The sequence below is a fragment of the Secundilactobacillus malefermentans genome (genome assembly GCF_008033155.1).
GTDB classification, from domain to species: domain Bacteria; phylum Bacillota; class Bacilli; order Lactobacillales; family Lactobacillaceae; genus Secundilactobacillus; species Secundilactobacillus malefermentans.
This window is the reverse complement of the sequence record NZ_CP042371.1, coordinates 1,213,385-1,238,226: the sequence shown is the minus strand read 5'-3', so window position 1 is coordinate 1,238,226 and position 24,842 is coordinate 1,213,385. Positions and strand designations below refer to the sequence as shown.

The following is a 24,842-nucleotide window of genomic DNA, read 5'->3' as shown; positions in this document are numbered from 1 at the left end:
ATTATATCATTGTTCATATGATGATTTCATCTACTAGATTTGGCCGTGACTAAACTCCTAATTCTTCTTTCAGCGCCTTCGTTAACAATTGAGAGACGTTTATTTTTTGATCTTTTGCCATTTCGTTCAGATACTCCGGAATCGTGACGTTTTTCCGCACGGTTTTCGAATATTTTCTTCGAAATTCTGCAAGATCAGCGGTTACATATATTAATTTTTCATCGGCTTCCAAATGAATCTTATCAACGTTTGATGCAACAGGATACGTTGTTTCATTTTCTAAAAGGTTTCCGATAAGGTCCTCGGCCATCTTAACGGCATCTACTATATCGTCTCCTTGAGTAAACCCACCCTTTAAATCGGGAATGCGCACAAAGACGACCTTACCATCTTGTTTGAAAATTGCTGGGTAAATAACCATGTCTTTTTTCATGAGATGATCTCCTTTTGGTGTTATTTCGGGAACGAGATTATACATTCTTAAGACCCGTCTCTCTCAATATCGCTCTTTCTATTCCCTTCCCAAGTTCCTTCGCATGTATCGGGACCATTACAGTAATGTTGGTATCTGGGTTAAACATTTTCAAGTGAGAAGAGCCATTCTGAGTCACCTGAGTATATCCATGCTTCAGCAATAATCTGACCATTTGTCTAGGTTTCATTGGCATCCTTTTGCACCTCATATTATACACATTAAATGCGTATTTTTCAATTTTAACCATTTTTTATGTCTCATAGTTATATACGCATTTAATCATTGAGGTCATTTTGAAATTCCAAAAACCAGTTTATTTTAATACTTCTGTTGATACTCTTTCACACCTTAGCCGGTGTGAACTTGTAGGTCTTTGTATGATTTACAAAAAAATACCTCCAAAACGTAGGTAGTTCACACTCTAGCTTATTAATCTGATGCTCTTCTAAACTATTGTCCGTTATTACTAGTATATGGACAATGGTTCTGACCCTATTGATTTGACACTCTTCCAAATCACTGAAGCCTTGGTGTTCTTCACAACACTAAGAGCTCAACGACAGAGGAAAATTCATTGGCATCATGACAAAGATTTGTAAAATGATACTTTTTCGTTTTTGTTGCATTGAGCCAAGGATAAACTGAATAGAAATTAAAACCATTGGTTCCTTTTAATTCAATTTTAGGAATCGATGGCTTTTGTATAGCTTTTAAATTTAGATTTTTATTTATTTTTTTATGATGTCGTTTCTCTTTACCACCACTCATAAGCCTTAAGCAATTAGCTTCTTTCCGTAAAAATCAAACATATCTTCATCAGAAAGCTTATTGGTTGAGCTATCTAGTGGTTTTGCATCTCCACGAGCATTGATCCACGGTGACTCAGAATGAGTTAACCGTTCAAGTTCATTCCCATTATATGGCCCATAAATTTCATTAATTTGTTTAAGTAAATCCAGTACATCATCGCTAATAGCTTGCTCATCTGACTTAGATTCCGGATTAATGACCCCATACCCGTAATCTCGATATTCAGCATATATCTTGCGATTAACAGGCCCGTGGACCCAAGCTTCAAAATTTCCATCAAAGAGTTTCGTTCTTAAATCCTTCTGGTCGTCATTGAAGAAAACGAGCGCCCATGCATAAGCATAATAAAGCATTTTCTGTAACTTTTTAGGAGTGATATCATTACCATTGTCAATAAACCAATCCGCAACGTCTTGAATACTAAGTTCTTTAGTCATTTAATTCACTCCCCCTTCCATACTTGAGTTTATCAAGAATATTCATGACTGTCACGCTTATTCTCCTATTCTACATTTTTTCTTGATGGTTTTACCTCCTCTAACCTTAACTACGCATTCCCCTCCACTTTCCGTTAAACTCTTTTCAAATTTAATTCCAACAAAAAAATGCCTCAAAAATTAATCGACTGATTAATTCAGAGACATTTAGTTAACTTTTTACAAATGTTAGTATGCGAAGCGGCCACATACATAAACGACTACTATCTATCCTTTCAAATAACATTCACCCTACTTCTTATAATAATAGCTATATCTATGCGGGTATCCCGCAACGCCATATAAAACTCGCTTCAACACTTTAACCTTATGACCTTTATACTTAATTTTTGTTGCCTTAAGATCCCAATATGCACCAGCGCCACTGGTACTCCAGTAGCCGCTTCGGCCTTTTTCCGACACCAGTGGGAACGTATGGGTACTGGTAACACCCTTGCTGCCACGATACCAAAAGTATGATGTCTTTTCCCCTTTATGATAAGTCGCATTATAAAAGGCGCTCTTACTTATTTTCAAATATTCCGAATTACCTTTTTTATCCCTATGAGTGGACCACTTTCCCCTCAGCGAAACTGGAATGGTCTTGCTCTTCGCCGACACCGTCTCCCCATTCCCCATGAAAATCGCAAATCCCATAACCATCGCAATTGCGACGATCAATAGCCTAACCTTTTTCATTTTATCTCCTCCAAATAAAAGTAATTAAGTTTCGATATTATTATAGCATAAGCAAAACGCCCCCAACACCAGCTCATTCAGCTAGTCTTGGAGGCATTTTTATTTATTCATCTTTACGCTCTACACATACCCATTCGCGTTATTCGTGCCACTTGCCGGTCCCGCCACCAACTCTGCGTTCAGTGGCACATTCAGCGTATCGCCCCAAACGTCATTCAAGATGCCATTCGCACCCGAAATGCTATTCGCGCCATAGCTAAAGACGTAGTGGTACTGACTGCCATTAATGGTATACGTCCGTGCTCCCTGAATCGCCGTCATATTTCCCAGCAACATAGTATCAATCGCCGTAAATCCATTAGGCCCGATTCGCGTCCCGGTTTCACCCATCAGCTTGTCCAAATCGGTCTGTGCCAAACGAGGCAACCCTAAATCGTTAGCCGGAATCCGGCTATACAGTGTCAGCCCGCCCGTTCCATTCACGCCGTTATTATTAATCGAGTTCACCGAGAACGCCAATTTGGAAGTCGTCGCCGGATCTGGCGTTTCAACCGTCTTCAGGCCACTCTCCAAAATCCAGCCGTTCGTTGCGGCGCCATGCCCTGTATTCTGATTCGTCACGTAAACCCAACGATCGCCTTCCCGAGTCCGCGTACCCACATTCGTGATTTTAAACGTATCACTCGCATACGGCGTCGAATTCATCATCTGCCGACCAACTTTGTACTGCGTCCACGCAGGCTGCTTATACGTCACCTGCGTGCCATCGTTGGCCGTTCCTGGGTTCGCAATCGCAAACGTCCCATTTCGCTGCGCATCCGTCAACGTGCCAGTTTTGAACGTGTCATAGGACGCCAGTCCACCGCCAAACTGGTTGGTGCTCTTGCCGCCATAAATCCAGCCTCGGTAGACCTTATCAAATGAAACCACCTTGTAGTAAACTGATCCGCGATTCGTCGTGGCCACCCGATACGCTCGGAAGTTTTTCTGAGACGTGGTCGAGTCCTTCAAATGGCCAACCGTCGTCATCGACGCAATGGTCTTAGCACCCTTCAGCGTCCCGGCTTTATTGTAGATGGCATTCTTACCCGTCAGCGTCACGTTCCGGCTTGTGGCAGCGGTCGTCATTGCCCGGTTTGACGTCATCTTGGCGTACGTCTTCGCCGATGCATCCATTGGCGCAGCACCCGCAGCAGCAATAAATGACAGTGCAGCCAACCCAATGTAAAGCGATCTTCTCAAATTAGTTTGCATTGTGGATTCCTCCGTTTTGTTAGTGGCAGTTACAACAATAATTGTCACTCAATCATACAAACCAAGTGTAACGTGCTTCAAACGGGTACCGCAATGAATATGCTGAGTGCAGAGTTTCTATATAAATTATTAATGGATTTTTTATCACATATCTTGAAACAGAATTTTTTCAATTTTATCTTTAGGGAGAATTGAAGGATTTCCATTCGCTCGTATCGTAACGGACGAAAAATCATCTACTAGAATATTTATTACAGGGTCTCCAAGCTCTTTTTTTAGAGATTTTGAATTCTCAATCATTTCTTTCAACTTATTTCCACTTATATTTATTTCAGTATTTATCAAATATATTGTTTCAATAGTGACATCAAAAATACTTTTCTCAGTTTTAGGATTTTTAATTCCAATAATATTTACAAATTTTAAAAGTTGCTGTTCGTTATTTTCGTTCATCTTTAATTGCATATTTGATTTAATTTGCATTGCCATTTGATTGTGAGATTCAGATAATTGATCAGCATCAAAATATATTTTTTTTGTTCTTGAACCTACCAATTTAAAGTCGACTTCTTCTTGTTTTCCCAAACAGTTTCACCTCCTTTTTCAAGAGGTGCAGATCCTTTCGTAACTTTTTTTTCATTGCTTAATATATATGCTGCTTTGGCATCTTTTACAGTAAAAGCACCATTTTTGTCTATTCTGGTCGTTCCCACAGAATCAATTCCAACATCAAGGGAAATCTTCATCGTGCTTGAATGATCAAGAATCTTTTCCTCATTCAGTTTTTTATCTTCTAATTTTTTCAATAGTTTATCTATATCAACATTTCTTTTTAATGCTCTCTGCTCAAGTAAAGTTCGATACTTATCTACTTTATCAAATATTCTAAATGGATTTTCCAAATCTCTTAATTTTATTTCCTGATCATATGACTGCAAAATTAATCCATTTTCAATATTGGATAGTGTACTAAAACTCATCGCAAGAATTAGTGCCGCTTCTCTTAAATTTAATCCTAATTGCTTACGATAATTGCTTATTGCCTCTGGACTAAGAAAATTGTATTGCTTTCTATACTTTTGAAAATCGCGCTTGAGATTGTAGTCTGGATCATTCAATGGTTCCATATATTCATCAAAATCTGTGATATCTCGTCCTTCAAGTACCCAGTATCGATGATTGGCCATGAAGGATTCAAATTGCACCTTAGTTTCCTCTTCAATTTCTATAATGAAATACTTCTCCAATTTTCCAGTTACCACATCAGTAAACTCAATATTGCCAACTTCTTTGACCATATCAATTTCTCCTCTCGTTGTGTAACCAGCTGCTATCAATTAATTTTTCTCTTTCATGAAAAGCCATCATTTCTACACCTTGGTCGCTAACACTAAATTTTACATACATATCAAGATCAGTTAAGTACTCGATAAATTCAAATACTTGTACTCCCTCTCTCCAATGATGTTTGCTTGGTCCTCTAAAGTATTCAACCTGGTCAATATGCTCTACAGAAATATCTAGTGCGTGTTGGGCGGTCCAGCCTTTTGCTCTTAAATACCTAGATGATTTAGCAAATAACTTTATTTGGATTTTATTCAGTTCATATTGTTCTTTTATTTTGCTCACAAATTGCGCTACCAATGCAATAGATAGTTGGTCGTGCAGTTCTCTATCATCATTTATGACTTTCACCGCCTTGTTACTGTACAATAACAAAACAATATCATAATTCTGGCTTTATATCAAATCATAAATCCCTCATTCCCTCTCCCTTCGTTCTCAAGTTTCTCCGCCACTTATACACGGTTTGGCGCGATACCTCTCGCTTAGCCGCAATTTCCGTTGGCGTCAATTCGTGCACAAATGCGTCCATCAAATAGCACTGCTCCCCTGGTCCCACAATCGGGTACAAGTCCTTGAACAGCTTCACGACGTATAAGTCATTGTCCAAATGGGCGCGTTGACTGAGCTCCTCCTCAAACTGCTCATCCAGCAGAATTTCTGGGTCATTGCCGTCCGAGCGATCCTTCCTCAGCTTCTGGTATCGCAACAAGTTTAAGAATTGACGATACAAAGCATTCCGGAAGTACGCCAACGCCTGCTTCCTATCTTCTACTGGATTACCAGGAAACTTTGCGTACAACGTGGGGAACTTTACCCAAGCCTCCTGCACAAAATCCTCAAACCGTGGATCACCTTTTGTAATACTCAATCGTTTTAGGGCACTATAAATAATTACCTCATGATCACCTGTCATTAAAAATTCGTATGCTTCTCGATTCTTTTCCATTATGAATTGCTCCTTTGGGGGTAACTCATAGCGCTATGGTTAGAATAATCATAATAAATGAGAGAGCAAAACCAAAGTGCCCTTGGAAACCCTTTCAAGTTGCCTTACAAACGCTTCCACTTTCACTTTGAGTTTAATCCAATCTTAATCGAACGTGAAAGTCCTTGTCCCCCAAGGGATAGCAAGATGAGAGAAAAAAGGCGTTTTGCGCAAAAAAACGCTAAAGTGAAAAAGGGCGTTTTTTTTGAATCAAGAATCCCTTTAAACTGGGAAAGCACTTTTTTCCAATAGCACGGGAACCCCGAAAAAACGTTTTCACAACTTTGGGAAAAAACGCGAAAAACGCAAAAAATCAGCCCAAAAGGCGAGCTGATTATGAGAGAAAATTTTAATTAGTTTCTAATATTAAATGAAGGGATTAATTGATCAGATTCATGTAGGAATCATTTCTGACTTACAATAATTGAACATTTGAGTATATTAGAACTTTGTCTTACTAAAATCATGCAAAAGAGTAACTTATGGAATTAGCAATGATTATAATTTAGTGCACAAAAACTGACTAACATTAGTGGTGAATCATAATTCGACGGAATTATGATTCACCACTTTTATATTCTGTTAAAGTGGAAATGAAGTTGACATGTCGAATTGCTTTTTGGCGCACCTTACGGTGACGTCGTAACAAAAAACGGCAACTTCATCCGGTTCACCAATGAGCTCGCTCGAAGTCTGTTGGCTATTAAAGTCGTGTATTGAAAATTGAGATGAGTGAATCGATGAATACAACTTTTATGTAGGTGGTGTTTGATGATGCTTGATATGGAAATCATATTTGGTATTGATGTCAGTAAACATAGTTCAAACGTAGCCATTTTGATTGATGGCAGGACGTTTAAAGAATTTAAAATAACCAATAACCGACCAGGTTACAAAATACTTGATGATGCGCTTAACAGTTTTAGATCGCCGAAGGTAATTTTTGAATCTTCTGGCATCTATTCCCGAAGTATACGGTCCTTTCTTCAAAGGGAAAATTGGAATTATACGGAAATTAACCCATTAGCAGCAAAAAAAGACATGGATGGGTTTAGGCATAATAAAAATGATCGGTTAGATGCCGTTTCATTAGCAATGGCAATGGCACAACATCATTATCAGTCGACCTTTAAGGAAAAAGCTGTGTATGGCGAGCTTCACGACTTGGAGCGAACCTATCAAGAATTCAACGAAGATATTGTACGAGCTAAAAATCGATTACATCAAAAGTTGCAGCTTACTTTCCCAGAGGTGGAACAATTTATAAGCACGACCGATGGTGCATTGTATTGGCACGTCGTGCAACAATTTCCACATGCCAGCCTTGTATTAGCAATCGAATTACCAGCGTTAGCCCAATTCATTTTAAAGGCTACACCAAAAAACATGAGTGAGAAGCGTGCATTCGCTCTAGCTAGGCATCTTCATGATTTGGCAAGTCAATCTGCCCCCGCAGTTGATTACAACGCTCACGCAGTTCACTCCGTTATTTATCTAGCTAACGAGGTTGAACACTTAAGCGGACTTAAGGCAGATATTATTGAGGAAATGACTAAGATTTCAAGCTTACTTGCCGAAATCCCAATCTTAGAATCAATTCCGGGATTCGGTATTAAAACAGCAGTTTGTCTCTTAGCTGAGTTAGGTGATATTAGCCGATTTCATAGCTCCAATGCCATTAATGCATACGTTGGAATTGATTTGATCCAGTATCAATCTGGGGATTTCGAGATGATGCAGCATATTCGAAAGCGCGGTAATCCATATGCAAGAAAAATATTATTTAAAGCTGTCTTAAACATGATGAGTGTCGCCAAATATCATCCATCGAATATCAGTATTTTTTATCAACGCAAAAAGCAATCTTCTAGTGAATCACACACTAAGAAGATTGCCATAGCTGCGATGGGACGTCTGATTAGGACCATCTACCACCTAATTAAAAATAATGAATTATATGATTCAACACAATTCTCACCAGAGAAATAAATCATAATTCATTCACACACAATTATAACACCTCAAAAAATCAATAACACCAGAGGTGCTATTTATCATACATTTATTCGGTAATACAATCTATAAAACACGGGAAAAAATCTTAAAGTACTGCTCAAAAAAAAGAGAACCCCATAAAATAGAGGTTTCTCTTGACTAATCGTAGAAAAAACCAAGTCCTAATGGACTTGGTTTAAAATCAATTAATGATTATTTAGCAGCATTAGTTAGTTGTAAAGTATAAAGTAACTGAGCTATTAGTTGCAGTAGCAGTACCATCATACTTTGCACCATTCAATGCAGCAGCAGTAGCAGCAGCATTGTAAGTGTACGTCTTACCATAAATACCAGTAAAGCTTGGTGCTAACAATGAAGCCTTAGCAAAGGCATCCACATCTGAAGCCTTAATAACTGTACCTGCAACACCAGTAAATTTGGCTTTGTTCATAGCAGTTGTAACATTAGCTGGAACATATCCTTGAATGTCACGTACACCTAAACTTCCACCTAATACAGTTAACTTAATGTTTGATCCTTGGTTAACTGTAGGGTTTTGGTTAACAATAAGGTTTACAGAGTTACCCTTACCCTGTGTACCAAAGGCAATAATGTCAGCAGGAGCTGCAGTGTAACCATCACGAACACCAGCTAAAGCAGCTTTATATCCAGCATCAGCAGCTGCACCAAACTTTGCAACGCCATTTGCATCAACAGGAACTACAACTGAGCCAAGCTTAGTTGAAGCACTTGTTGAAGTAGCTTGACTGTAGTAGTTTACAGTAACACCATCAGCAGCTGGAGTGTATGAACCTTCTTTAGTTAATGAGCTCTCAAGAATCCAGCCATTAACTGCAGGAGTTGAGGCACTTGTTACGTAAACCCAAGTGTCGCCTTCCTTACCACGAGTACCAGTCTTAGAAATAACTAAGTCTTTGACAGTTGAGTTAGCAGTAGTTGTAACGGCACGACCAACCTTGTATTGAGTCCATGCAGGTTGAGTATAAGTTACACTAGTACCAGCTTTGGCATAGTTAGCTTTTCCACCAGCTTCAGCAGCTGGGGTCTTGAATGAGTAGTAATTTGATGTTTGTGCTGAAGTAGTAGTACCTTCATTGAAAGTATCAAATGACTTAACACCAGCAGCAAAAGTACCGCTAGTCTTACCACCGTAAACCCAGCCACGGTAGTCTTGATCAAATGAAACAACCTTGTAGTAAACTGATCCGCGTGAAGTAACAGCAACACGGTAAGCACGGAAGTTATCCAATGACTTCTTTGAGTCGCCTAAACGCTTTGCAGTAGCTGTAGTAGCTACAAGCTTAGCACCCTTAACAGTACCTGGCTTAGTGTATAAAGCGTTAGTACCTGTAAGATTAACGTTACGGGTTGAAGCAGCAGTAGTCATTGTTGTGTTTGATGTAACAGTAGCTTTACTTGCAGCAGAAGCTGAAGTAGTTGCTACGCCAGCAGCGGCAACAAATGATAATGCGGCTAAGCCCAAATATAATGAATTCTTTAAACTTTTTTGCATAATATTTCTTCCTCCAAACATAATTGTATGTAATTTATCAAGCGTGAATATTATAACCTACAAATCTTGATTTGTTAACAAAAATGCATTTTCTTAATAAATCAATCCCGCAGAATCATCATATCCCTGACTCTATTAGCATTATAACGTGCTTCCGTTTTCATGGCAACCAGTTCTCCTAATTGTTTAACAACTGAAACAAAAGCATAAAGATTGTAATGAACTGAAGCACGTTATTCCTACCAACGTTTTATATTCTACCCTACTCACTGTCCGATTACTAGTGGTTAGATTATCAAATTCAATTCCTTGCATCCCCGAGAAAACCGCGCTATAGTTACGTCAATTAATGAAAGGGGGTGATGCTTTTTGAATCAGATATCTAATTCTAAAGCATCAGCTTCTGTGGAGATTGTTTCACTCTAGCTTGATGCTCTTAGAGAAACCGGCGAAATTATTCGTCGGTTTTTTTGTGCTTTCATTTGTGATTTTGTAAACTAATCGTAACATAACTAGTTTGTTTGAACGAAATGCTATACTAATAATCAAATTATAATGAAGGAAGTGAGCTAAATGCTCCCATTTGCTTACCAGGCATTTAGTGCGGTTGTCCATGAGGGTTCCTTTTATAAGGCATCCCTTCTATTAAGTGTCACCCCATCCGCCATTAGTCATTCCATTTCGCAGTTGGAAAAGGATCTGGGCTTTCCGGTGTTTGTGCGAAATCGGGCTGGTGCCGAACTGACGGCAAGTGGTCGGACGGTGCTGCCGCTGATTCAGGACGTGGTGAATAGTCAGGGCCGTTTGCAGCAGGAAGCAGATCGCATTAACGGGTTGAGTATCGGGTCAGTGCGGTTGGGTGCCTTTTCGTCCACGTGTATTAACTGGGTGCCGCCGATTATTCAGGCGTTTCACGAGAAGTACCCAGATATTCAGGTGTCCGTGTACCAGAATGATTTTAATGCCATTACCCAGGCGGTGAAGGACGGCACGATTGATGTGGGGTTCACTTCCCTACCCGTGAATGAGAATTTGCAGGTGAAACAGCTGATTCGCGATGAAATTTACTGCATTGCGCCGAAGGATTTTAAGCCAAGGAGTTCTATGGAAGTAACGGCTGCTGATTTGGAAGGCAAGAGCTTCATTTTGCAGCAAGGAGACTATGATCGTGATACTAAGGCGGCGTTGGACCACTACGACATCCGGCCGAACTCGATTCAATTTTCGATTGATGACCAATCCATTTTGGCGATGGTTGAGGCGGGATTGGGATTTGGCATCTTGCCAGAGCTCGCCTTGCAGACCATTTCTGGTAACGTGCAGGTGTTCCCGTTTGATAAGCGCTTCTACCGGACCATTTGCATGGTGACGACGCGAACGGGTGCAAAGTCGCCGGCGACGCAGCGGATGATGAAGCAGGTGGAAGAGTATGTGGAGGGGGAGTATGGGGGAAAGTAAGAGGAGTAGCAGATTTCTTGTCTGCCTGTGTCTCTAAAAGATAAGTAAAATCCTTGAAAATTTTATGTTTTCTCTGTATTATTGGATGTGAGCAAAGGTCGTATGTGTTTGCCGTCTTTTGCTGATTTCTTAGTCCGATACAGTTGTGGGTACGCTGTATCGCCTGACAGAGGCTTTGTATCTGCTCACTAGTCGCAGTTAGGGACGCTTCCTGACTCGTACCCATACATATAAGCCGCTAGCTCATTGCTGGCGGTATTTTTTTAGGAGATGTTAGCTTTTGAGTCGGGACATAAATGAAGTATCACTAAACCATTTGTTAATTGCTAGCGTCAATTCAATAAACTTTAAAGATATATTAGATGATTATCGGCTTTGCTTCGCGGGACATAGAATTCGCATTCATACGAACTATAATTTACTGAATTCCTTTGATATTGTCTTTACTGAAAACGATATTCCTCATTTAATGGGTTGGGAAAAGATTACATACAAAAGCAGAAATGCTAGTAATATTATAAATGCAGTCGATCAATTCAAATTCACAGCAGCAATGGCAAAGAAAAACCCCAACTGGTTTAAAGTCAAAAAGCGGATGCTAAACTACAATTTTCTCCATCGCATATTTCTCGATAAAGATGTGAATGTCCTTGTTGTTACTTCTGATATGAAACCTAACCGACTCAAACTGGATATTGTATTTATCATAAACTTAGAACACGAATCAGTTATTCTGGGCCTCAGAAAAGCTAAAAACCAGGACTTTTTTGTAACAACAACATTGCACACAGAGCGTAAAGATAATCAATATAATTGTCGCAGAAGAACCTGAATCACTTCATTAGAGTGGGTAGACTAGAAAAATAAGTTGCTAAAGCCGTATAGAAAGTAAAGGAATAAGTTTTGATTGAAAATTACTTGTAGATGTAAGTTAAACTTTTATAAGAATCATATCTTGCAACATCACAAAAGCTAACACAAAGCTACGCACGTTTTGGTAGTCAATTATTCAATCTTTACACCCTTCTAAAACAAAAACCCCGGACTGTACGAATACAGATAACGGGGTTTCGCTAGTCCAGCACCTACTCCTAGGGCCCTCTGGACTTGATCCACAACTTATATTACAACAGCAACAGTCATTTTTTCAATATCGTTTACTCACTTTTTAATACCTAATTTGAGATATTTGACACTATTATTGAATCTCTTTGTATCGCAAAAATAGCAAGAGTGCGAAGTCTTATGTCCGCATCCTTGCTATTTTTTCTATCCAAAGTCTTTTATTCCTTTTATAAACTCACTCTGCAACACCGTAAACTGCTTCTCCGGCTTATTAATAAGGCCATATTGGAAATCTAAATCATTTTTCATGTCCAACATGTTCAAATCACGTTCCACTAGCTGACTTTGCTGAATGTCGTAAAGGCGATTTTTTATTTGCGAGTCTCGAATAATGGAAACAGCCTGGAACTTTTTCATCGTCTCCAGAATGACTCGGAATGCGGTTGATTGAACGATGACATTCAGTGCGCCATACTTCTTTTCAATTTTGCTGACAAACTCTGGAATGTAATCGTCGGTAAATAAGGCGAATTCCTGCTCCTGAATCAAATTAATGGGGATTGGATCAGGATAGGTCGCCAGGTAATGATTCGCCGTCATGTACAATTTGAATTGTCCCTGCCCGATTTTATTAAAGCTGAGTGAATTCAACAATTCATAGTGACTTTTATTGATGGCAATCAGTCCCAGATCATACTCATCATTTTTGACCGACTCAATAATTTGCTGACTATTGGCCTCCTCGATTGAAGCTTTAAATTGTGGATGATTATCTTGAAACTGTAACAGCCAGTTGAGCAGCGATTTGGGAACTTCATTCATAACGCCGATTCGAAGTGGCGGATCCACAGCGAGTCGTTGCTTATCCGCAACCTTGCGCATCATCCCCAACTGATTTTCAATTTCCATGGCGTGGTTAATGATTTGCTTGCCGGCTAAAGTGGCGCTAGTGCCGTTTCGAGTACGGTTAAACAGCTTGACGCCGAGTTCAGCTTCCAGCTTATCCAGTGATTGGCTCAAACCAGCTTGGCTGATACTTAAATTTTTGGCTGCTTGAGAAATCGTAGCCGACCTGTCCAGTTCAACTAAATATAGCATTTGATCAAGATTCATTTGCCCACCCCAACATCGTTCTTTTCTATAGTATAGTATATAAAAATCGCGAAGCCATTAATTTCTGGTCTCGCGATTCTTTATTATGCCTTTAAATGGGCAAGGTTGTATGAAGCGCCGGTCCCATCTTTCAGAACTGATTTATCCAAGCTTCCTGCTTCATGGAGCGAGTAAATTGATTCTCTACCTGGCAAATGAGGTTCCATCTTAGGGTCTGAGAACAAATTGATTAATCCTGGCGTTAATTTGGACTTTTTAACCTGTTCTGGTGAAATTTCATGAATAATTTCGTTGCCACGACCCTCAGAAATCTTCAATCCAAATTGAGGATCAATGAAAGTTGCCCGTCCAACTGCTACCAAGTCAGTATATTGGAGCGCATCTTTGGCATCTTCTTCGGACATCACATTTCCAACAATGATGAGCTTTGTTTCTTCGGGAAAAACTGGTTTGACGATTTCGGCGTACGTTTTGTCAACGCCTGCTGGCTTAGCATCGTATTGAGGTAATGAAAGGTGAATATAGTCGAATTCAAAGTTTTCAGTTAGCGTCTTAACGAGTTCGGTTGCTTCTTTGTAGTCATAACCAACGTTGTCCCCATGAACTTCTTCAGGGCTGAGTCGATAGCCGACGATAAAGTCTTTTGGTGCGTATGCTTTAACAACCCGGAAGACTTCTTTTGCGATTTCCATAATGCAGTGCATTCGGCTGTCCAATGTTTGACCACCCCACTCGTCTGTTCGGCGGTTTGACCAAGCAGAGAAGAATTGCTGGAGCAGGTAGTGATTGGCGCCGTGAATTTCAACGCCATCAAAGCCGCAGTCGATTGCCCGTTTAGTTGCTGCACCAAAATCCTTAATAACTTCGTGAATTTCAGCATCAGTCAATTCTTCAACATCATAATCTAGGAATCCAAAATCAAATGATGATGGCGCATAGACTTTGTCACCTAATTTGGCGCGAAAATTTGCCTCACGACCAGAATGTTCAAGCTGCAAAATGGCTTTGTTGCCGTTCTTCTTAATGACTTTTGCGAGTTTAGCAAATCCTGGCTTTTGATCATCTTTATATAATCCGAGTTGTTCACGGTCTCTGGCCCATGAACGAGAAGGTCCCCCTGCACGACTGACGTAGGTGTATTCCACAATCACCATTCCGGCTGATTGCGACCGAGCTGCGTAGTAATCAATTGTGTCCTGTGTCACATAGCCATCATTCTTACCACTATTTGTCAGCATTGGTGGTTGAACGATTCTGTTTGCTATTGAAGCACCGTGTCTGAATGTAACCTTATCTGTCAGTTGTTTTGTCATGTTGGTTTCCTCCTATTTGAGTACAAGTTCATTATATTGAACTATTTGTGAATTGTATAACAAGTAGTGATAAGGCTTACATAAGCTGGAGTTATATTAGAACACAAAAAAGGAGTGCCGTTGAGGGGCACTCCTTGTTAATCCGCTGAATGTTTATTTAATCGGTGCTTTAAAGTCTTCTATTTTCTTTAGGATTGTTTTGTAATCATCTAGGGTGAACTCTTTTGAGCCACCCTCATACTTCAAATAATCGAGGAGAGAGAGACCTAATCTGGCAGCTGTGTCTTCTTGAGTAAAGCCCAATTTAAAGCGTGTGGTTAGAATTTGATTGCCGAATTTTAGTTCTTCAGAATCAAAATATGCTTTAATTTCAGGATCGAGTGGTTTATTACCAAGAAATTTTTCAATATTCATAATTACATCTCCTCGAGAAAGTCATTTCTTCTATGATCATTTAGTTGCTCCAATTCAAAACTAATTTCATCAGTCTTCACAGCAAATTGCGTCGTTAACCAATTTGCACTTCTTTCCTCTGGGAGGTATTTTAAAATACCTGGTCTTTTAGTCATGCCAAAAGAGTAAACTATTGCCCACTCATTGTGGAATAAATTTGGACTAAAGACAAGCCTTATGTGTTCTGATTGAGAATCTACTCGAACTTCGTAGCTCCTATTTGAACTATTCAAAAATTTAATCAGCTTCCAACTGGCAAATTCCTGAGTTAGTGGATTATACATTTTTTCAACTAAAAAGTGGACTTGACGTCCGGAGTTCTTTTCCGTCTGTAAATTTGCAATCTGACCATCATCATTAATTGTTAGCTCGTTGAACATTATCTCGATTTGAGAAAGGAAAAATAGTACCCTCTGATTTTGTTCAATTAGCCCAATTATATAATTTAAAGCCAATCTCCTTCCAGAAAATTTAAGTAAGACAGGGCTTTTCCTTAATACATAAAATTCCATTTTTATCTCCAATTTCGCATTTATTAAGTCACCTAAGTAATAAATACGCAATTCTTGATCAGGACAACGAATTAGCAACAAATTAAAGAACAAATCAGATTTAATCCAATTTGGTCTTCTTCCTCACTTTTCATAATCCTCAATATACTGATACAAAATTAACTCTAAAATTGCAATCGTCGAGATTCTCGAACTAATATCCGCATGATTAAGATGCACCTCGTCGGTAAAAATATAGAGGTTGATGTCACTTAAATTTTGAATGGTGTTGTTATCCGCCTCCGTGACCGAAATCAACAGGGGACGCTCAGGTCGTTCAATAAAGTGATTCATCATCGATAGTAGTTCCCCATCATTTCCGTCATAGGTCAAAATAAACACGAGCGAATTAGCCTTTACCTGTTCCATTTCAATCCGTCGAAAGTCATGATCTCGGGGATAATGCACCTTGAAGCCCGCCATTGAATAAAGGTAGTTGATTATTGATGATAAAAATTTTCGATAAATTTAGATAGTCCAACCTTATCCAACAATGATAATTGTCCAATGACTTTTAAATTCAGACCATGTGCTGGAAAAGTCTCTGTACTTCCTACGTCAATCCATGATTCTTTTGCTAGATTTGCTTGTTCCCATTTATCAATATGATAATATTGCTTTTTTATCTTTGCTGACTTATTTTCAAAATGAGATGTTATTCTAAGCAGAATCAGAGACTCTTCATTTCTTTGATAAACAAGCGCGGGCCTCTTTTTCCCACCATTTATCTCAGTATATTCAATAAATACTGTAACGATCTCATTCATCCTCTTTATCGGCGTTTTCAAGCCACTCCATTAACTCAGCCTTACTCTTTGCCCGTTTACTTGGGATTGTCTTGATTGCTGCGCCTAATCGGATGTCAGCCAGTCTTTCCTTAGAGACACCTACATCAAAAGGTAACTTTCCTTGATTAACTATCTGATGGTAAAACATACTAATCGCAGTCGCGTGATTGATTCCCAATTCTTTAAGAATAGCACTCGCTTCTTCGTATGTTTCTGAATCAATGTTGCTTTGGACTTTGGGTTTACTGTTATTTGCATTAGCTGCCATAGTTACCCTCCTAGGAAAAATAGTTACTTTCAAATCTATCTACCACCCTATTATAATCTATTTGAATCAATTGGACTACTTAATTAGTCTATTTACTTATAATTACGCAAAAATGGCCCAGAATCCATCATCGGATTCTGAGCCATTTTCTATATCTGTTGCTTTACCTCACAAATAATACAAGCTAAATTTTTTCTATTTTTAATCTTGAAGGAATTTTCGATAATTGGTTTCTAAGTTCATCCAAAAAGAAGCTGGCACCTTGAGCACTATTTCAAGTTTATTGGCAAAACTAAGGGTTACTAGCTGTTCTCCACTAATCACGTGGGCAACTTGTTGACTTGTAACTCCGGCTTTATTTGCTAGGTTACTTCGCGTCATGTTCAGACTATCAAGTGTCTCGCTAAGTATGTCCCCCGGTTTAGTTACATAGTCTGGATTTATCTCGTATACTTTGTTTGCCATGATAGCTATGGCCTCCTTAATTTCGTTTCTCATGCCGTCAGTATAATATTGACTGTGAATCATTGAGGCTAACCAATCTATTTTTATGTCCGCAACTAATTTTTAGTAGTCATTTCTAACTAATCACTAAAATTGTACCTTTTTTCTGCCATAGCGTTCCAAATTGGATTGAGTCTTTAATAATTCTATTTCTTATAATAGTAGGTGTATGTGGTGGGCGTGTAGCCATAATTGTAATTTTTTTGCCTGATGACTTTCACTTTATGACCTTTGTATTTTTTCGTTGTTGCTTTTAAGTATCTTGTTAATCCACTGGAGTTTAAGAACCAATAACCGTGAAACTGATCTTTGGAAGTTTGTTTTCTCAGTTGGAAAGGTATTGCCTTGGATCCTTTTTTGAAAGTACTTCCGTGAAGCCAAAGTCGATTTGTCTTAATCCCTTTATGATAGTCAGTTATATAGATGGAATATTTAGTCATCTTAAAAGAAGTTGAATTCTTTTTCTTGTCTCTGTGTGTCGTCCAGGTTCCTCTCATTGAGGCGGGTACCGTCACGTGTTTGGTGGTCGAAGTGGCAGATGCATTTGATGGCATCATGCCAATTCCCAATACCATGGCGATCACCATCATTAGCCAATAGAACTTTTTCATGTTATCTCCTCCAAGAAATAAATAGTTGATTAAACATAATTATATTATAAGGTCTTTCTACTTTTATTTACAGACGCAAAAATGGCCCAGAATCCATCATCGGATTCTGAGCCATTTCCTATATCTGTTGCTTTTCTTTCAACTCTGACATGAGCAAGGTCATCCCCACCCACGCCACTTCTTGATTCTGGTAGCGACACCCATACAAAATTAATGCACTGGCAATCGCGATTAAGCAAACTTTTTCCATGTCGCAGCCCCCTCCTGTTACAGGTACGGAACATACAATTCGGATAAACGGTGGAGGGTTGTGCTAGGCAAAAGCCTACTTGTAGCTGGTGATCAGGTTTGTTTCAGTCTTGACGTATTGAATTGATTTTTCGGTGGCATAGAGCTTAGCGCCATCCTTTGCAAATAATTCTAACTTCTTAAAATTATCCATTGCTTCTAATAAGTCCTCTTCGGGCAAATCAGGTAGCGCGTATGGCATTGAAAGCGTATGTTTGGCACCGTTTGCGTCGGCCAAAGTAAATTGTAACGTTTGTTTAGTTGTGCTTGTCATGTGTATTTCCTCCTAATTAGATGGCTGGTGTCGTCATTACATTATCAGCAGTCGTGATCACTGCACTATCGAACTTCTTGCCGGTTAACTTTTCCAAAATGAGTCCAAAGTTCGCAATTTGATCCTCTTTAGGGGTCTCGACCACGTTTGAGAAGCTGTGCTTACTTTGTCCATTTTCGTCAGTCATTACCATTGTGAGTCCGGTGCGTGTCCATTTCTTTTCCATGTGTGAATTCCTCATTTCAACTAATTTATGTAATTGTCGGCCAACGCTTACATGGATACAAACACGCGAGGCAAAAGAAGTGTCAACCTACTTTTCAAAATGTAGCTGGAAGTCGGCTCGAGCGGTAACCAGTTCCTAACAAGCCATGAAATTTGGCTGTCATTTTAATGACTAGTCAAACGGCTATTTCCAAGACCGCTTTTTGGCTTGGAAAAGGTGCATGGCTTTCGTTAGGAAAACTGGTGAAGCGAAGCATCGCCATAGTTGTACTGATAAAGGTTCTCTCGCTTTTGTCTCAAATCAGCTTATAGCCAGTGAGGATTGTTGCTGAGAAACTCTCAAGCGGTAACCAGTTCCTAACCAGCCATGAAATTTGGCTGTCATTTTAATGACCAGTCAAACGGCTATTTCCAAGACCGTTTTTTGGCTTGGAAAAGGTGCATGGCGTTCCGTTAGGAAAACTGGTGAAGCAAAGCATCACCTTACTGTTGTATAGCTTAAACGAGTTCCACAAAAAAACACGCCCCCCATTTCTGGGAGACGCATCTATATTAAGGGCTAAGAGTGACTTGAGGTAGGGGTTGTGCTTAAACATATATATGACATGCAAAGATCATAGAAAAAGTTACTTAATTAGGGTTTGTTCGTCCTCTTAGCTAATATCTAACCTGGAAACCTCATCTCGGTTTCCTCACCCATATACTAGCATATCCCCAGTATTTTCCGGCACATATTGACTCATGATTTTATCTAATTTTATCTAGAATTCCGGTATGGTCTTCCGTCCATGTTCCATCATCTTGGAAACGGAAATGAAGATGCTTAACAAAGTAGAATCCGAGCCATAGCAGGTTGCTGACAATCAGCATGACGAACAAGTACAGCACGTCTTTGCCAATTGGCCCGCCAATCGAAAGTGTATTTCGCAAGGCATCAATCGAGTACGTCATCGGCAACCATCCGTGGATGGCCTCGAAGAACCCGTTTGATAATTCGATTGGATACGTCCCGGCAGATCCTGATAGTTGTAGCACCATGAAGACTAACATGATGAACGACCCGACCTTACCGAGCGCTACCGCGAATAACGATATCAGACTGAGGAACGCAAGCGCCGTCAGTAATGTAACGCCAAACGTTGCCCATGGATGCAATGGATGCAATCCGTCGACAATCATCAGCAAGCTGACAACCGCAATCGACTGCAAAATAGCCATTGCGCCAACAACTGACGCTTTACTTGCCCACCAAGCAGACCCCTTGTTAGGGTACTTACGTGGTGAATATAGGTCATACATGATGGTGAACGTTAAGCCACCAACGAATAGTCCGACTGAGATCATGTATGGCGTCATCCCAGTTCCGTTATTTTCAACGGGAGCCGTTTCATCATGATCTTCCTTAACGGGTGTTGACATCATTTTGTACGTCTTAGGTGTTGCCTTTAACTTAGCGACTTGCTTGGCACCAGCTGCTAACTGCGTGTGAAGTGTGTGCGTTCCGTCGCCTAACGTCCCAAGGCCACTGTTGAGAGTCTTAGAACCGCTGGCAAGTTTGCCGGCACCGGTCGCTAATTGGCCAGCACTTGAATCAATCGTATCTGCACCATTTTGAAGTTTAGTGCCATTTGAAGCTAGTTGTTGGGTACCAGAAGCAACCGCAGCAGCACCTGATGACAGTTGACCACTCTTGGAATTCAACTGACTTGTCCCGCTGGCAACCTGTCGGCCACCACTAACGAGCTGGTTAACACCAGACGTCAACGTTGGCATCTTGCCGGCCATTTGACTGGTTCCGGCGTAGATTTGGTTAGCGCCACTCGTCAATTGGCTAGAGCTATTGTTAAGCGTCCCAATTCCGGTCACAAGTTTGCCAAGGTTCTGACTGTTGGTTGCGGTAATCAGGCCACTGTTCAGCTTGTGTGATGCCGTGGTTAACTGACTAACCCCAGATTGAAGCTGTGCGAACTGTGTCATACTGTTTGATCCGGCGGTTAATGCCGAGTTTAATTCGTTTAATTTCGTTTGAAGCGTCGACTGAATAGCCGCAACTTCTCCGGCAGTCGTGTTGCTTGAACTGCCAGTTAAGCTGTCAGCGGCCGTTTTGATTGACTTAACATCAGACGAAATCGCATTGATTTTCGTTTGGCGATCTTTCATATCACTAATGACGCCATTAAGTTGTGATTGTTGTTCACTCGTCAAATTAGGATCATTGGCCATTTTACGTAATTGCGTCAAATTGGACTCTTCAGAAAGACCACTAAGTTGTGTCTGCAGATTAGTGGCAAGCGTCACGACTGAGTCGATATCTTTTCCTTGATCCGTCTGATTGAGAATATCATCAACCTTAACGTTAATTTGATCAAAAGCCGTCTGAGCCTCTTTCAGCTCCGTTTGACCTTTGGTAAGTTCACCGCTTAAGGCGTCAATCTTAGCGGAGTTGGCCTTCAGTGTGGCGTCTAACGTATCCATTCCACCTGCGAGCTGAGTTGATCCATCTCGAAGTTGAATTAAGCCGTCACTTAAGCTATTTGCCCCCGTATAAACTTGTTTAACACCATTTGTATAGGTCGTTAAACCGGTGTCCAATTTCTTGGCCCCCGTATTCAGTTGGTCAACCCCTTTGGCAAGTGGGCTAACCTGTTTGCCTAGCTTGGTTAAGCCATCAGAGAGCGTTCCGGCACCACCGTTCAGAGTGGCAACCCCAGCAACGTACTGGTTTAGACCCGTACTAACTTGCTTAGCACCACTATTAACTTTTGACACACCCTTGATGTAGGTTCCAAGGCTGGTATCAAATGTGTCCGCCCCACTCTTGAACTTCAAGGTACTTGTTGAAAGGGTTTGGAGCCCATCATTCAGCGTCTTGTCGCCAGCTTCGAGCTTTTCCGTTCCCTTATCCAACTTCCCGGCACCATTGCTGGCTTTGGTCAGGCCAGAACCAGCAGATTTAACGGCATCAAACATTGTCTTTGCGTAAGTTTTCGTAACCTGCGCGGAAACCTTGTTTTTCAGCTGGGTGGCAGCGTGCGTCGTCATCTTTTCACCGATGAAACTATGACCAGCCGCCGTCTTGTAACTAAGATCCATTTGCTTAGGGGTCTTATTTAGAACAGTTGTCGAATTCTTCGAAAAGTCCTTTGGAATGGTCAAGACCATATAGTACTTACCATCCTTCAAACCCTTGTCAGCCTTGGATTCACTGTTCAAGTACTCCCATTTGAGTCCGTTATTATTGTGCAAATTTTTAACAAGTCGATTTCCGACGTTTGTTTTAGTTCCATTTAAACTAACTGTTTTATCCTGGTTAACAATGGCAACCGGCAAATCAGAGAGTTTACCGTATGCATCCCACAATGATGCTAGGAAAATGACGGCATATAATGAAGGAATGAAAATCAGTGCAACCATGACAATCCGCGTCCAACGTTTTGAAATCATGCTTTTCCATTCGGCTTTAAGTAGTGACATTAAGGTGTTCCCTCCCAACTTTTATAATTGATTCCCAGTCTACCTGATGGTCAATTGTCAGTAATTGACCTAGGTTAAATTGCTTTAATCGTTTGCGATAGAGTTGTTCTGCTTCTCCAAATGCGTTCATTAGCGCATCTTTGCGATTCAGGTCCTGCACATGATCAGAAAAGACTTGGCATGAAAGCCCGCTTGACTGCGCAAACTGTGCCTTTCCCTCAATCACATCAAAAACATCTAACAAGGTAATCTTCGAAAGAGGCCTGGCTAAGCGGAATCCGCCTTCGCGCCCAGAATCTGAAGTAACCAGTCCGAACACAACAAGTTGACGCATAATCTTTTTTAGGTAGGAGTCTGAAACAGCCAAACGTCCACTAATCAGTGAACTGCGCACTGGCTTTGAATTCTTTTGGAGTGCCAACATTGTTAAAATGCAAAGTGTTTGTTCGATTCCGGATTTAAATTTCATGATGTGGGTGCCCCTTTCTTTTAATTTTCATTTAGTATTCATGGATAAAGTTTATCCACTTTGAAAATAATTTCAAGGGTTTTCATGCTGTCAATTCGTGGAGCAGTGTCCATTAAAATTAATTATAGACTATTATGAAGCCTGTTAAGAAAATTTGATAAGTCAACGGCTTTGTTAGAAATGCTTAATAAAACATTTCTTCACAAAATAAATGAAAACGCGTTGCTGTGATTTTCAAACAAAAAAATAGCCACCAGAATCTGGTAGCTACTTCTCTCTAATTTAAATTTTACTCATACGACAATGCTTCAATTGGATCCATCTTTGCCGCTCTTCTCGACGGTGCGAGGGCTGCTAACAAGCTAATCACAACTGAAATCACAATTCCAAACGTTGCGTACCCCGCCGTAATGCCAACCAGCGAGTAATTAATCGCACTATCCGAGATTGCGTTGATTCCCCATTGCGCCAAGTAACCGAAGATTAGCGCAAGAATACTTGAGAACAGTCCCAGGAAGAACGCTTCAGAAATAAACAAGTTTCGAATATCACCCTTACGAACACCAAGCGCCCGCAAAATCCCGATTTCCTTCGTCCGCTCCGTCACACTGATGTACAGCACCACAATAATCATGATGGCTGAAACAAGCAGTGAAATTCCGGCGATTCCGGCAAGCACGTAGACGGCTAACTGGATATAAGTATTCAGTGTATCAACGATTGAACCGACACCCGTAATTTGATACTGGGCCTTACCCTTGTTGTCGCTATTTTTGTAAGCCTTAATCTTGTCTTGAACCTTATCAACGTTACCAACTTCGTTAATCTTAACCGTCACAAAGTTCGGGTAAAATTTGACGTTGTTTTCCTTATATAAGGATTTAATCGTGTTAAAGGTGATGACGGGACCGTTACTATCCGCAACGATGCCCGAAACCTTCAGTGACTTCTTCATCGTCACTGGTTGGTTGTTGGCCTTAAGTCCAGGCAAGTAGAACGTAATCTTTTTACCAATCATCTGGTTCGGATTCTTTTTATTGAACTTCTTAGCAACCGCCTTGGTGATGGCAATTTCGCCAGACTTAGGTTGATTCCCCTTCTTCAGGTTCTTGGCCATCATGGTACTATTCTTAGTTTGCACAAATTGGAGCTGCGCGTTGGTCTTATTATAATTGACCGTGGCACCAGAAGCGTAATAGCCCAATTTGGCATTTTTAACGTTCTTAATTTTGGCAAATTTATCAGCATCAGACTGCGTCATTTCCGTCTTTGCCGGCTTTTGACTATTCGTCTTCTGCGCAACTTGAACTGAAGTTGGGTTCACCTGCGAATAAATTTCGTGGTTGATGTACCCTTTGACCCCAGTTCCCAGTCCCAACATCAGTAGCACGGAGAAAATCCCGATTGACGCACCAAAAATAATCAAAATATTTCGCGTCAAATTGTAGCGCATGTGCTTCAACGCCATTTTGACGGTCGCACCAAATCCTAAGCGCTTTGTTGGCAGCACTTCCGGATTGTCGGAAACTGGGAAGGTTTCCTTGATGTGGTCATCTTGATCAATCTGACCATCTTCCATATGGACAATTCGAGTTCCGTGGTTAGCAACCTCTTGTGAGTGGGTCACGGTGATGACGAGTTTGTCATCCTTGGCAATATCATCGAGCAAGGCCATGATTTCCTTGGTATTCTGAGAATCCAGCGCACCGGTTGGCTCATCGGCGATGATGATTTCGGGATCTGACGCTAACGCCCGCGCGATGGCGATCCGCTGCTTTTGCCCACCCGAAATCTGGTTTGGATACTTGTGAATGTGTTCCTTCAAGCCAACCTTCTCAAGAAGTTCCTTGGCCCGCGCCAGCTGTTCCTTCCGAGAGAGCTTGGTCATTTCAAGGGACACCATGACGTTATCCAAAATGCTGAGGTGACTAATTAAGTGGAAGTTTTGGAAAATAAAACCGATTGTTTCGCGCCGATAGGCATCCCACTTCTTCTCATTATTATCGCGAAGGGACTTGCCATTTAGCAAGACTTCCCCGGTATAGCGGGCATCTAGGCCACCGATGATGTTCATCAGTGTCGTTTTACCGCCACCAGATTCACCCAAGATTGAAACGAATTCCCCTCGTTCAAACGACAGGTTGATCCCCTTTAAAACTTTAAATTCCTCTTTATTAACATAGTAAGATTTATGAATATCTTTTAGCTCTAGAAAGCTCATTTGTTGCCTCCCTTAAAATTAGTTCGCCAAACACCCTGGCAGTCACAAAGTATACCCTTCCTATTGGTCTTTTTCGCCAAATGTGTCGCTTTTTATTAAATCATAAGAATGGCGCAACTTGACAGTTTTTAAAATGATTGATAGATTAGTAAACAATGATAATTTGATTAGAGTGACACACACTTTTAAGAA

General features: G+C 40.5%; 28 protein-coding genes. 3 read left to right on the top strand and 25 right to left on the bottom strand.

Annotated elements, in window-relative coordinates; all coding sequences use genetic code 11:
• Positions 1-49: 49 nt before the first annotated feature.
• From FGL90_RS05955 to FGL90_RS05915, 9 genes are all read right to left on the bottom strand, one after another.
• Entirely contained in the window at positions 50-433 is a 384-nt protein-coding gene (locus FGL90_RS05955) for a type II toxin-antitoxin system HicB family antitoxin (protein WP_010620286.1), read from the bottom strand.
• A 37-nt stretch (positions 434-470) separates the two neighbouring features.
• Complete coding sequence (locus FGL90_RS05950) at positions 471-647, bottom strand: type II toxin-antitoxin system HicA family toxin (RefSeq protein WP_225423058.1); 177 nt, start codon at positions 645-647, stop codon at positions 471-473.
• Positions 648-1,248: 601 nt separating this feature from the next.
• Positions 1,249-1,722, bottom strand: coding sequence for a Panacea domain-containing protein (locus tag FGL90_RS05945; RefSeq protein ID WP_147657309.1), 474 nt, complete (start codon positions 1,720-1,722; stop codon positions 1,249-1,251).
• 291 nt (positions 1,723-2,013) lie between these two features.
• Positions 2,014-2,460 (bottom strand): hypothetical protein, encoded by a 447-nt coding sequence (locus FGL90_RS05940; RefSeq protein WP_147657307.1) that lies wholly within the window; start codon positions 2,458-2,460, stop codon positions 2,014-2,016.
• Positions 2,461-2,580: 120 nt separating this feature from the next.
• The gene (locus FGL90_RS10640) at positions 2,581-3,714 is read right to left on the bottom strand and encodes a hypothetical protein (RefSeq protein ID WP_147657305.1); all 1,134 of its coding nucleotides are present in this window, start codon (positions 3,712-3,714) and stop codon (positions 2,581-2,583) included.
• A 144-nt stretch (positions 3,715-3,858) separates the two neighbouring features.
• Positions 3,859-4,299, bottom strand: a complete 441-nt coding sequence (locus tag FGL90_RS05930) for a hypothetical protein (protein ID WP_147657303.1) — start codon at positions 4,297-4,299, stop codon at positions 3,859-3,861.
• On the bottom strand, positions 4,263-5,012 hold the full coding sequence (locus FGL90_RS05925; protein ID WP_147657301.1) for a hypothetical protein: 750 nt from the start codon (positions 5,010-5,012) through the stop codon (positions 4,263-4,265). Before FGL90_RS05925 ends, FGL90_RS05930 begins: the two co-directional genes overlap by 37 nt.
• 1 nt (position 5,013) lies before the next feature.
• The gene (locus tag FGL90_RS05920; protein WP_133278369.1) at positions 5,014-5,409 is read right to left on the bottom strand and encodes a hypothetical protein; all 396 of its coding nucleotides are present in this window, start codon (positions 5,407-5,409) and stop codon (positions 5,014-5,016) included.
• Between the two features lie 55 nt (positions 5,410-5,464).
• Positions 5,465-6,007 (bottom strand): sigma-70 RNA polymerase sigma factor region 4 domain-containing protein, encoded by a 543-nt coding sequence (locus FGL90_RS05915; protein WP_147657299.1) that lies wholly within the window; start codon positions 6,005-6,007, stop codon positions 5,465-5,467.
• Positions 6,008-6,817: 810 nt separating this feature from the next.
• On the opposite strand from FGL90_RS05915, the gene FGL90_RS05910 reads away from it, so the two are divergent.
• Positions 6,818-8,035, top strand: coding sequence for an IS110 family RNA-guided transposase (locus tag FGL90_RS05910; RefSeq protein WP_010620874.1), 1,218 nt, complete (start codon positions 6,818-6,820; stop codon positions 8,033-8,035).
• A gap of 232 nt (positions 8,036-8,267) precedes the next feature.
• Here FGL90_RS05910 and FGL90_RS05905 read toward each other — a convergent pair whose 3' ends face one another.
• On the bottom strand, positions 8,268-9,575 hold the full coding sequence (locus FGL90_RS05905; protein ID WP_147657297.1) for a hypothetical protein: 1,308 nt from the start codon (positions 9,573-9,575) through the stop codon (positions 8,268-8,270).
• A gap of 573 nt (positions 9,576-10,148) precedes the next feature.
• Here FGL90_RS05905 and FGL90_RS05900 point away from each other — a divergent pair.
• The gene (locus tag FGL90_RS05900) at positions 10,149-11,033 is read left to right on the top strand and encodes a LysR family transcriptional regulator (RefSeq protein WP_147657295.1); all 885 of its coding nucleotides are present in this window, start codon (positions 10,149-10,151) and stop codon (positions 11,031-11,033) included.
• 280 nt (positions 11,034-11,313) lie between these two features.
• The gene (locus FGL90_RS05895; protein WP_147657293.1) at positions 11,314-11,865 is read left to right on the top strand and encodes a PBECR4 domain-containing protein; all 552 of its coding nucleotides are present in this window, start codon (positions 11,314-11,316) and stop codon (positions 11,863-11,865) included.
• A 437-nt stretch (positions 11,866-12,302) separates the two neighbouring features.
• Here the strand turns inward: FGL90_RS05895 and FGL90_RS05890 are convergent, their stop codons facing one another.
• From FGL90_RS05890 to FGL90_RS05825, 15 genes are all read right to left on the bottom strand, one after another.
• On the bottom strand, positions 12,303-13,211 hold the full coding sequence (locus FGL90_RS05890) for a LysR family transcriptional regulator (RefSeq protein ID WP_147657292.1): 909 nt from the start codon (positions 13,209-13,211) through the stop codon (positions 12,303-12,305).
• Positions 13,212-13,294: 83 nt separating this feature from the next.
• Complete coding sequence (locus FGL90_RS05885; RefSeq protein ID WP_147657290.1) at positions 13,295-14,524, bottom strand: oxidoreductase; 1,230 nt, start codon at positions 14,522-14,524, stop codon at positions 13,295-13,297.
• Between the two features lie 153 nt (positions 14,525-14,677).
• A complete protein-coding gene (locus tag FGL90_RS05880) occupies positions 14,678-14,938 on the bottom strand; it encodes a helix-turn-helix domain-containing protein (RefSeq protein ID WP_010620302.1) in 261 nt (86 codons plus the stop codon).
• A gap of 2 nt (positions 14,939-14,940) precedes the next feature.
• Positions 14,941-15,489: a hypothetical protein gene (locus FGL90_RS05875; RefSeq protein ID WP_029327591.1), complete on the bottom strand. Its 549-nt coding sequence runs from the start codon at positions 15,487-15,489 to the stop codon at positions 14,941-14,943.
• A 123-nt stretch (positions 15,490-15,612) separates the two neighbouring features.
• On the bottom strand, positions 15,613-15,936 hold the full coding sequence (locus tag FGL90_RS05870; RefSeq protein ID WP_010620304.1) for an SIS domain-containing protein: 324 nt from the start codon (positions 15,934-15,936) through the stop codon (positions 15,613-15,615).
• A gap of 32 nt (positions 15,937-15,968) precedes the next feature.
• Complete coding sequence (locus FGL90_RS05865; RefSeq protein WP_033445257.1) at positions 15,969-16,295, bottom strand: hypothetical protein; 327 nt, start codon at positions 16,293-16,295, stop codon at positions 15,969-15,971.
• Positions 16,288-16,584: a type II toxin-antitoxin system RelB/DinJ family antitoxin gene (locus tag FGL90_RS05860; RefSeq protein ID WP_010620306.1), complete on the bottom strand. Its 297-nt coding sequence runs from the start codon at positions 16,582-16,584 to the stop codon at positions 16,288-16,290. The genes FGL90_RS05865 and FGL90_RS05860 overlap by 8 nt, the downstream gene beginning before the upstream one ends.
• Before the next feature lie 201 nt (positions 16,585-16,785).
• Positions 16,786-17,049, bottom strand: coding sequence for a HigA family addiction module antitoxin (locus FGL90_RS05855; RefSeq protein ID WP_010620307.1), 264 nt, complete (start codon positions 17,047-17,049; stop codon positions 16,786-16,788).
• 185 nt (positions 17,050-17,234) lie between these two features.
• On the bottom strand, positions 17,235-17,699 hold the full coding sequence (locus tag FGL90_RS05850; protein ID WP_147657288.1) for a hypothetical protein: 465 nt from the start codon (positions 17,697-17,699) through the stop codon (positions 17,235-17,237).
• 118 nt (positions 17,700-17,817) lie between these two features.
• A complete protein-coding gene (locus FGL90_RS10565) occupies positions 17,818-17,949 on the bottom strand; it encodes a hypothetical protein (protein WP_263862578.1) in 132 nt (43 codons plus the stop codon).
• A 75-nt stretch (positions 17,950-18,024) separates the two neighbouring features.
• Positions 18,025-18,261: a DUF2922 domain-containing protein gene (locus tag FGL90_RS05845; protein WP_010620309.1), complete on the bottom strand. Its 237-nt coding sequence runs from the start codon at positions 18,259-18,261 to the stop codon at positions 18,025-18,027.
• A 16-nt stretch (positions 18,262-18,277) separates the two neighbouring features.
• Positions 18,278-18,487, bottom strand: a complete 210-nt coding sequence (locus FGL90_RS05840; RefSeq protein WP_010620310.1) for a DUF1659 domain-containing protein — start codon at positions 18,485-18,487, stop codon at positions 18,278-18,280.
• 746 nt (positions 18,488-19,233) lie between these two features.
• On the bottom strand, positions 19,234-21,960 hold the full coding sequence (locus tag FGL90_RS05835) for a YhgE/Pip domain-containing protein (protein WP_147657286.1): 2,727 nt from the start codon (positions 21,958-21,960) through the stop codon (positions 19,234-19,236).
• The gene (locus FGL90_RS05830) at positions 21,947-22,429 is read right to left on the bottom strand and encodes an Rrf2 family transcriptional regulator (RefSeq protein ID WP_010620312.1); all 483 of its coding nucleotides are present in this window, start codon (positions 22,427-22,429) and stop codon (positions 21,947-21,949) included. The genes FGL90_RS05835 and FGL90_RS05830 overlap by 14 nt, the downstream gene beginning before the upstream one ends.
• A gap of 289 nt (positions 22,430-22,718) precedes the next feature.
• Positions 22,719-24,650 carry an ABC transporter ATP-binding protein/permease gene (locus FGL90_RS05825; protein WP_147657284.1) on the bottom strand — a complete coding sequence of 644 codons (1,932 nt, stop codon included), beginning with the start codon at positions 24,648-24,650 and terminating at the stop codon, positions 22,719-22,721.
• Positions 24,651-24,842 lie beyond the last annotated feature (192 nt).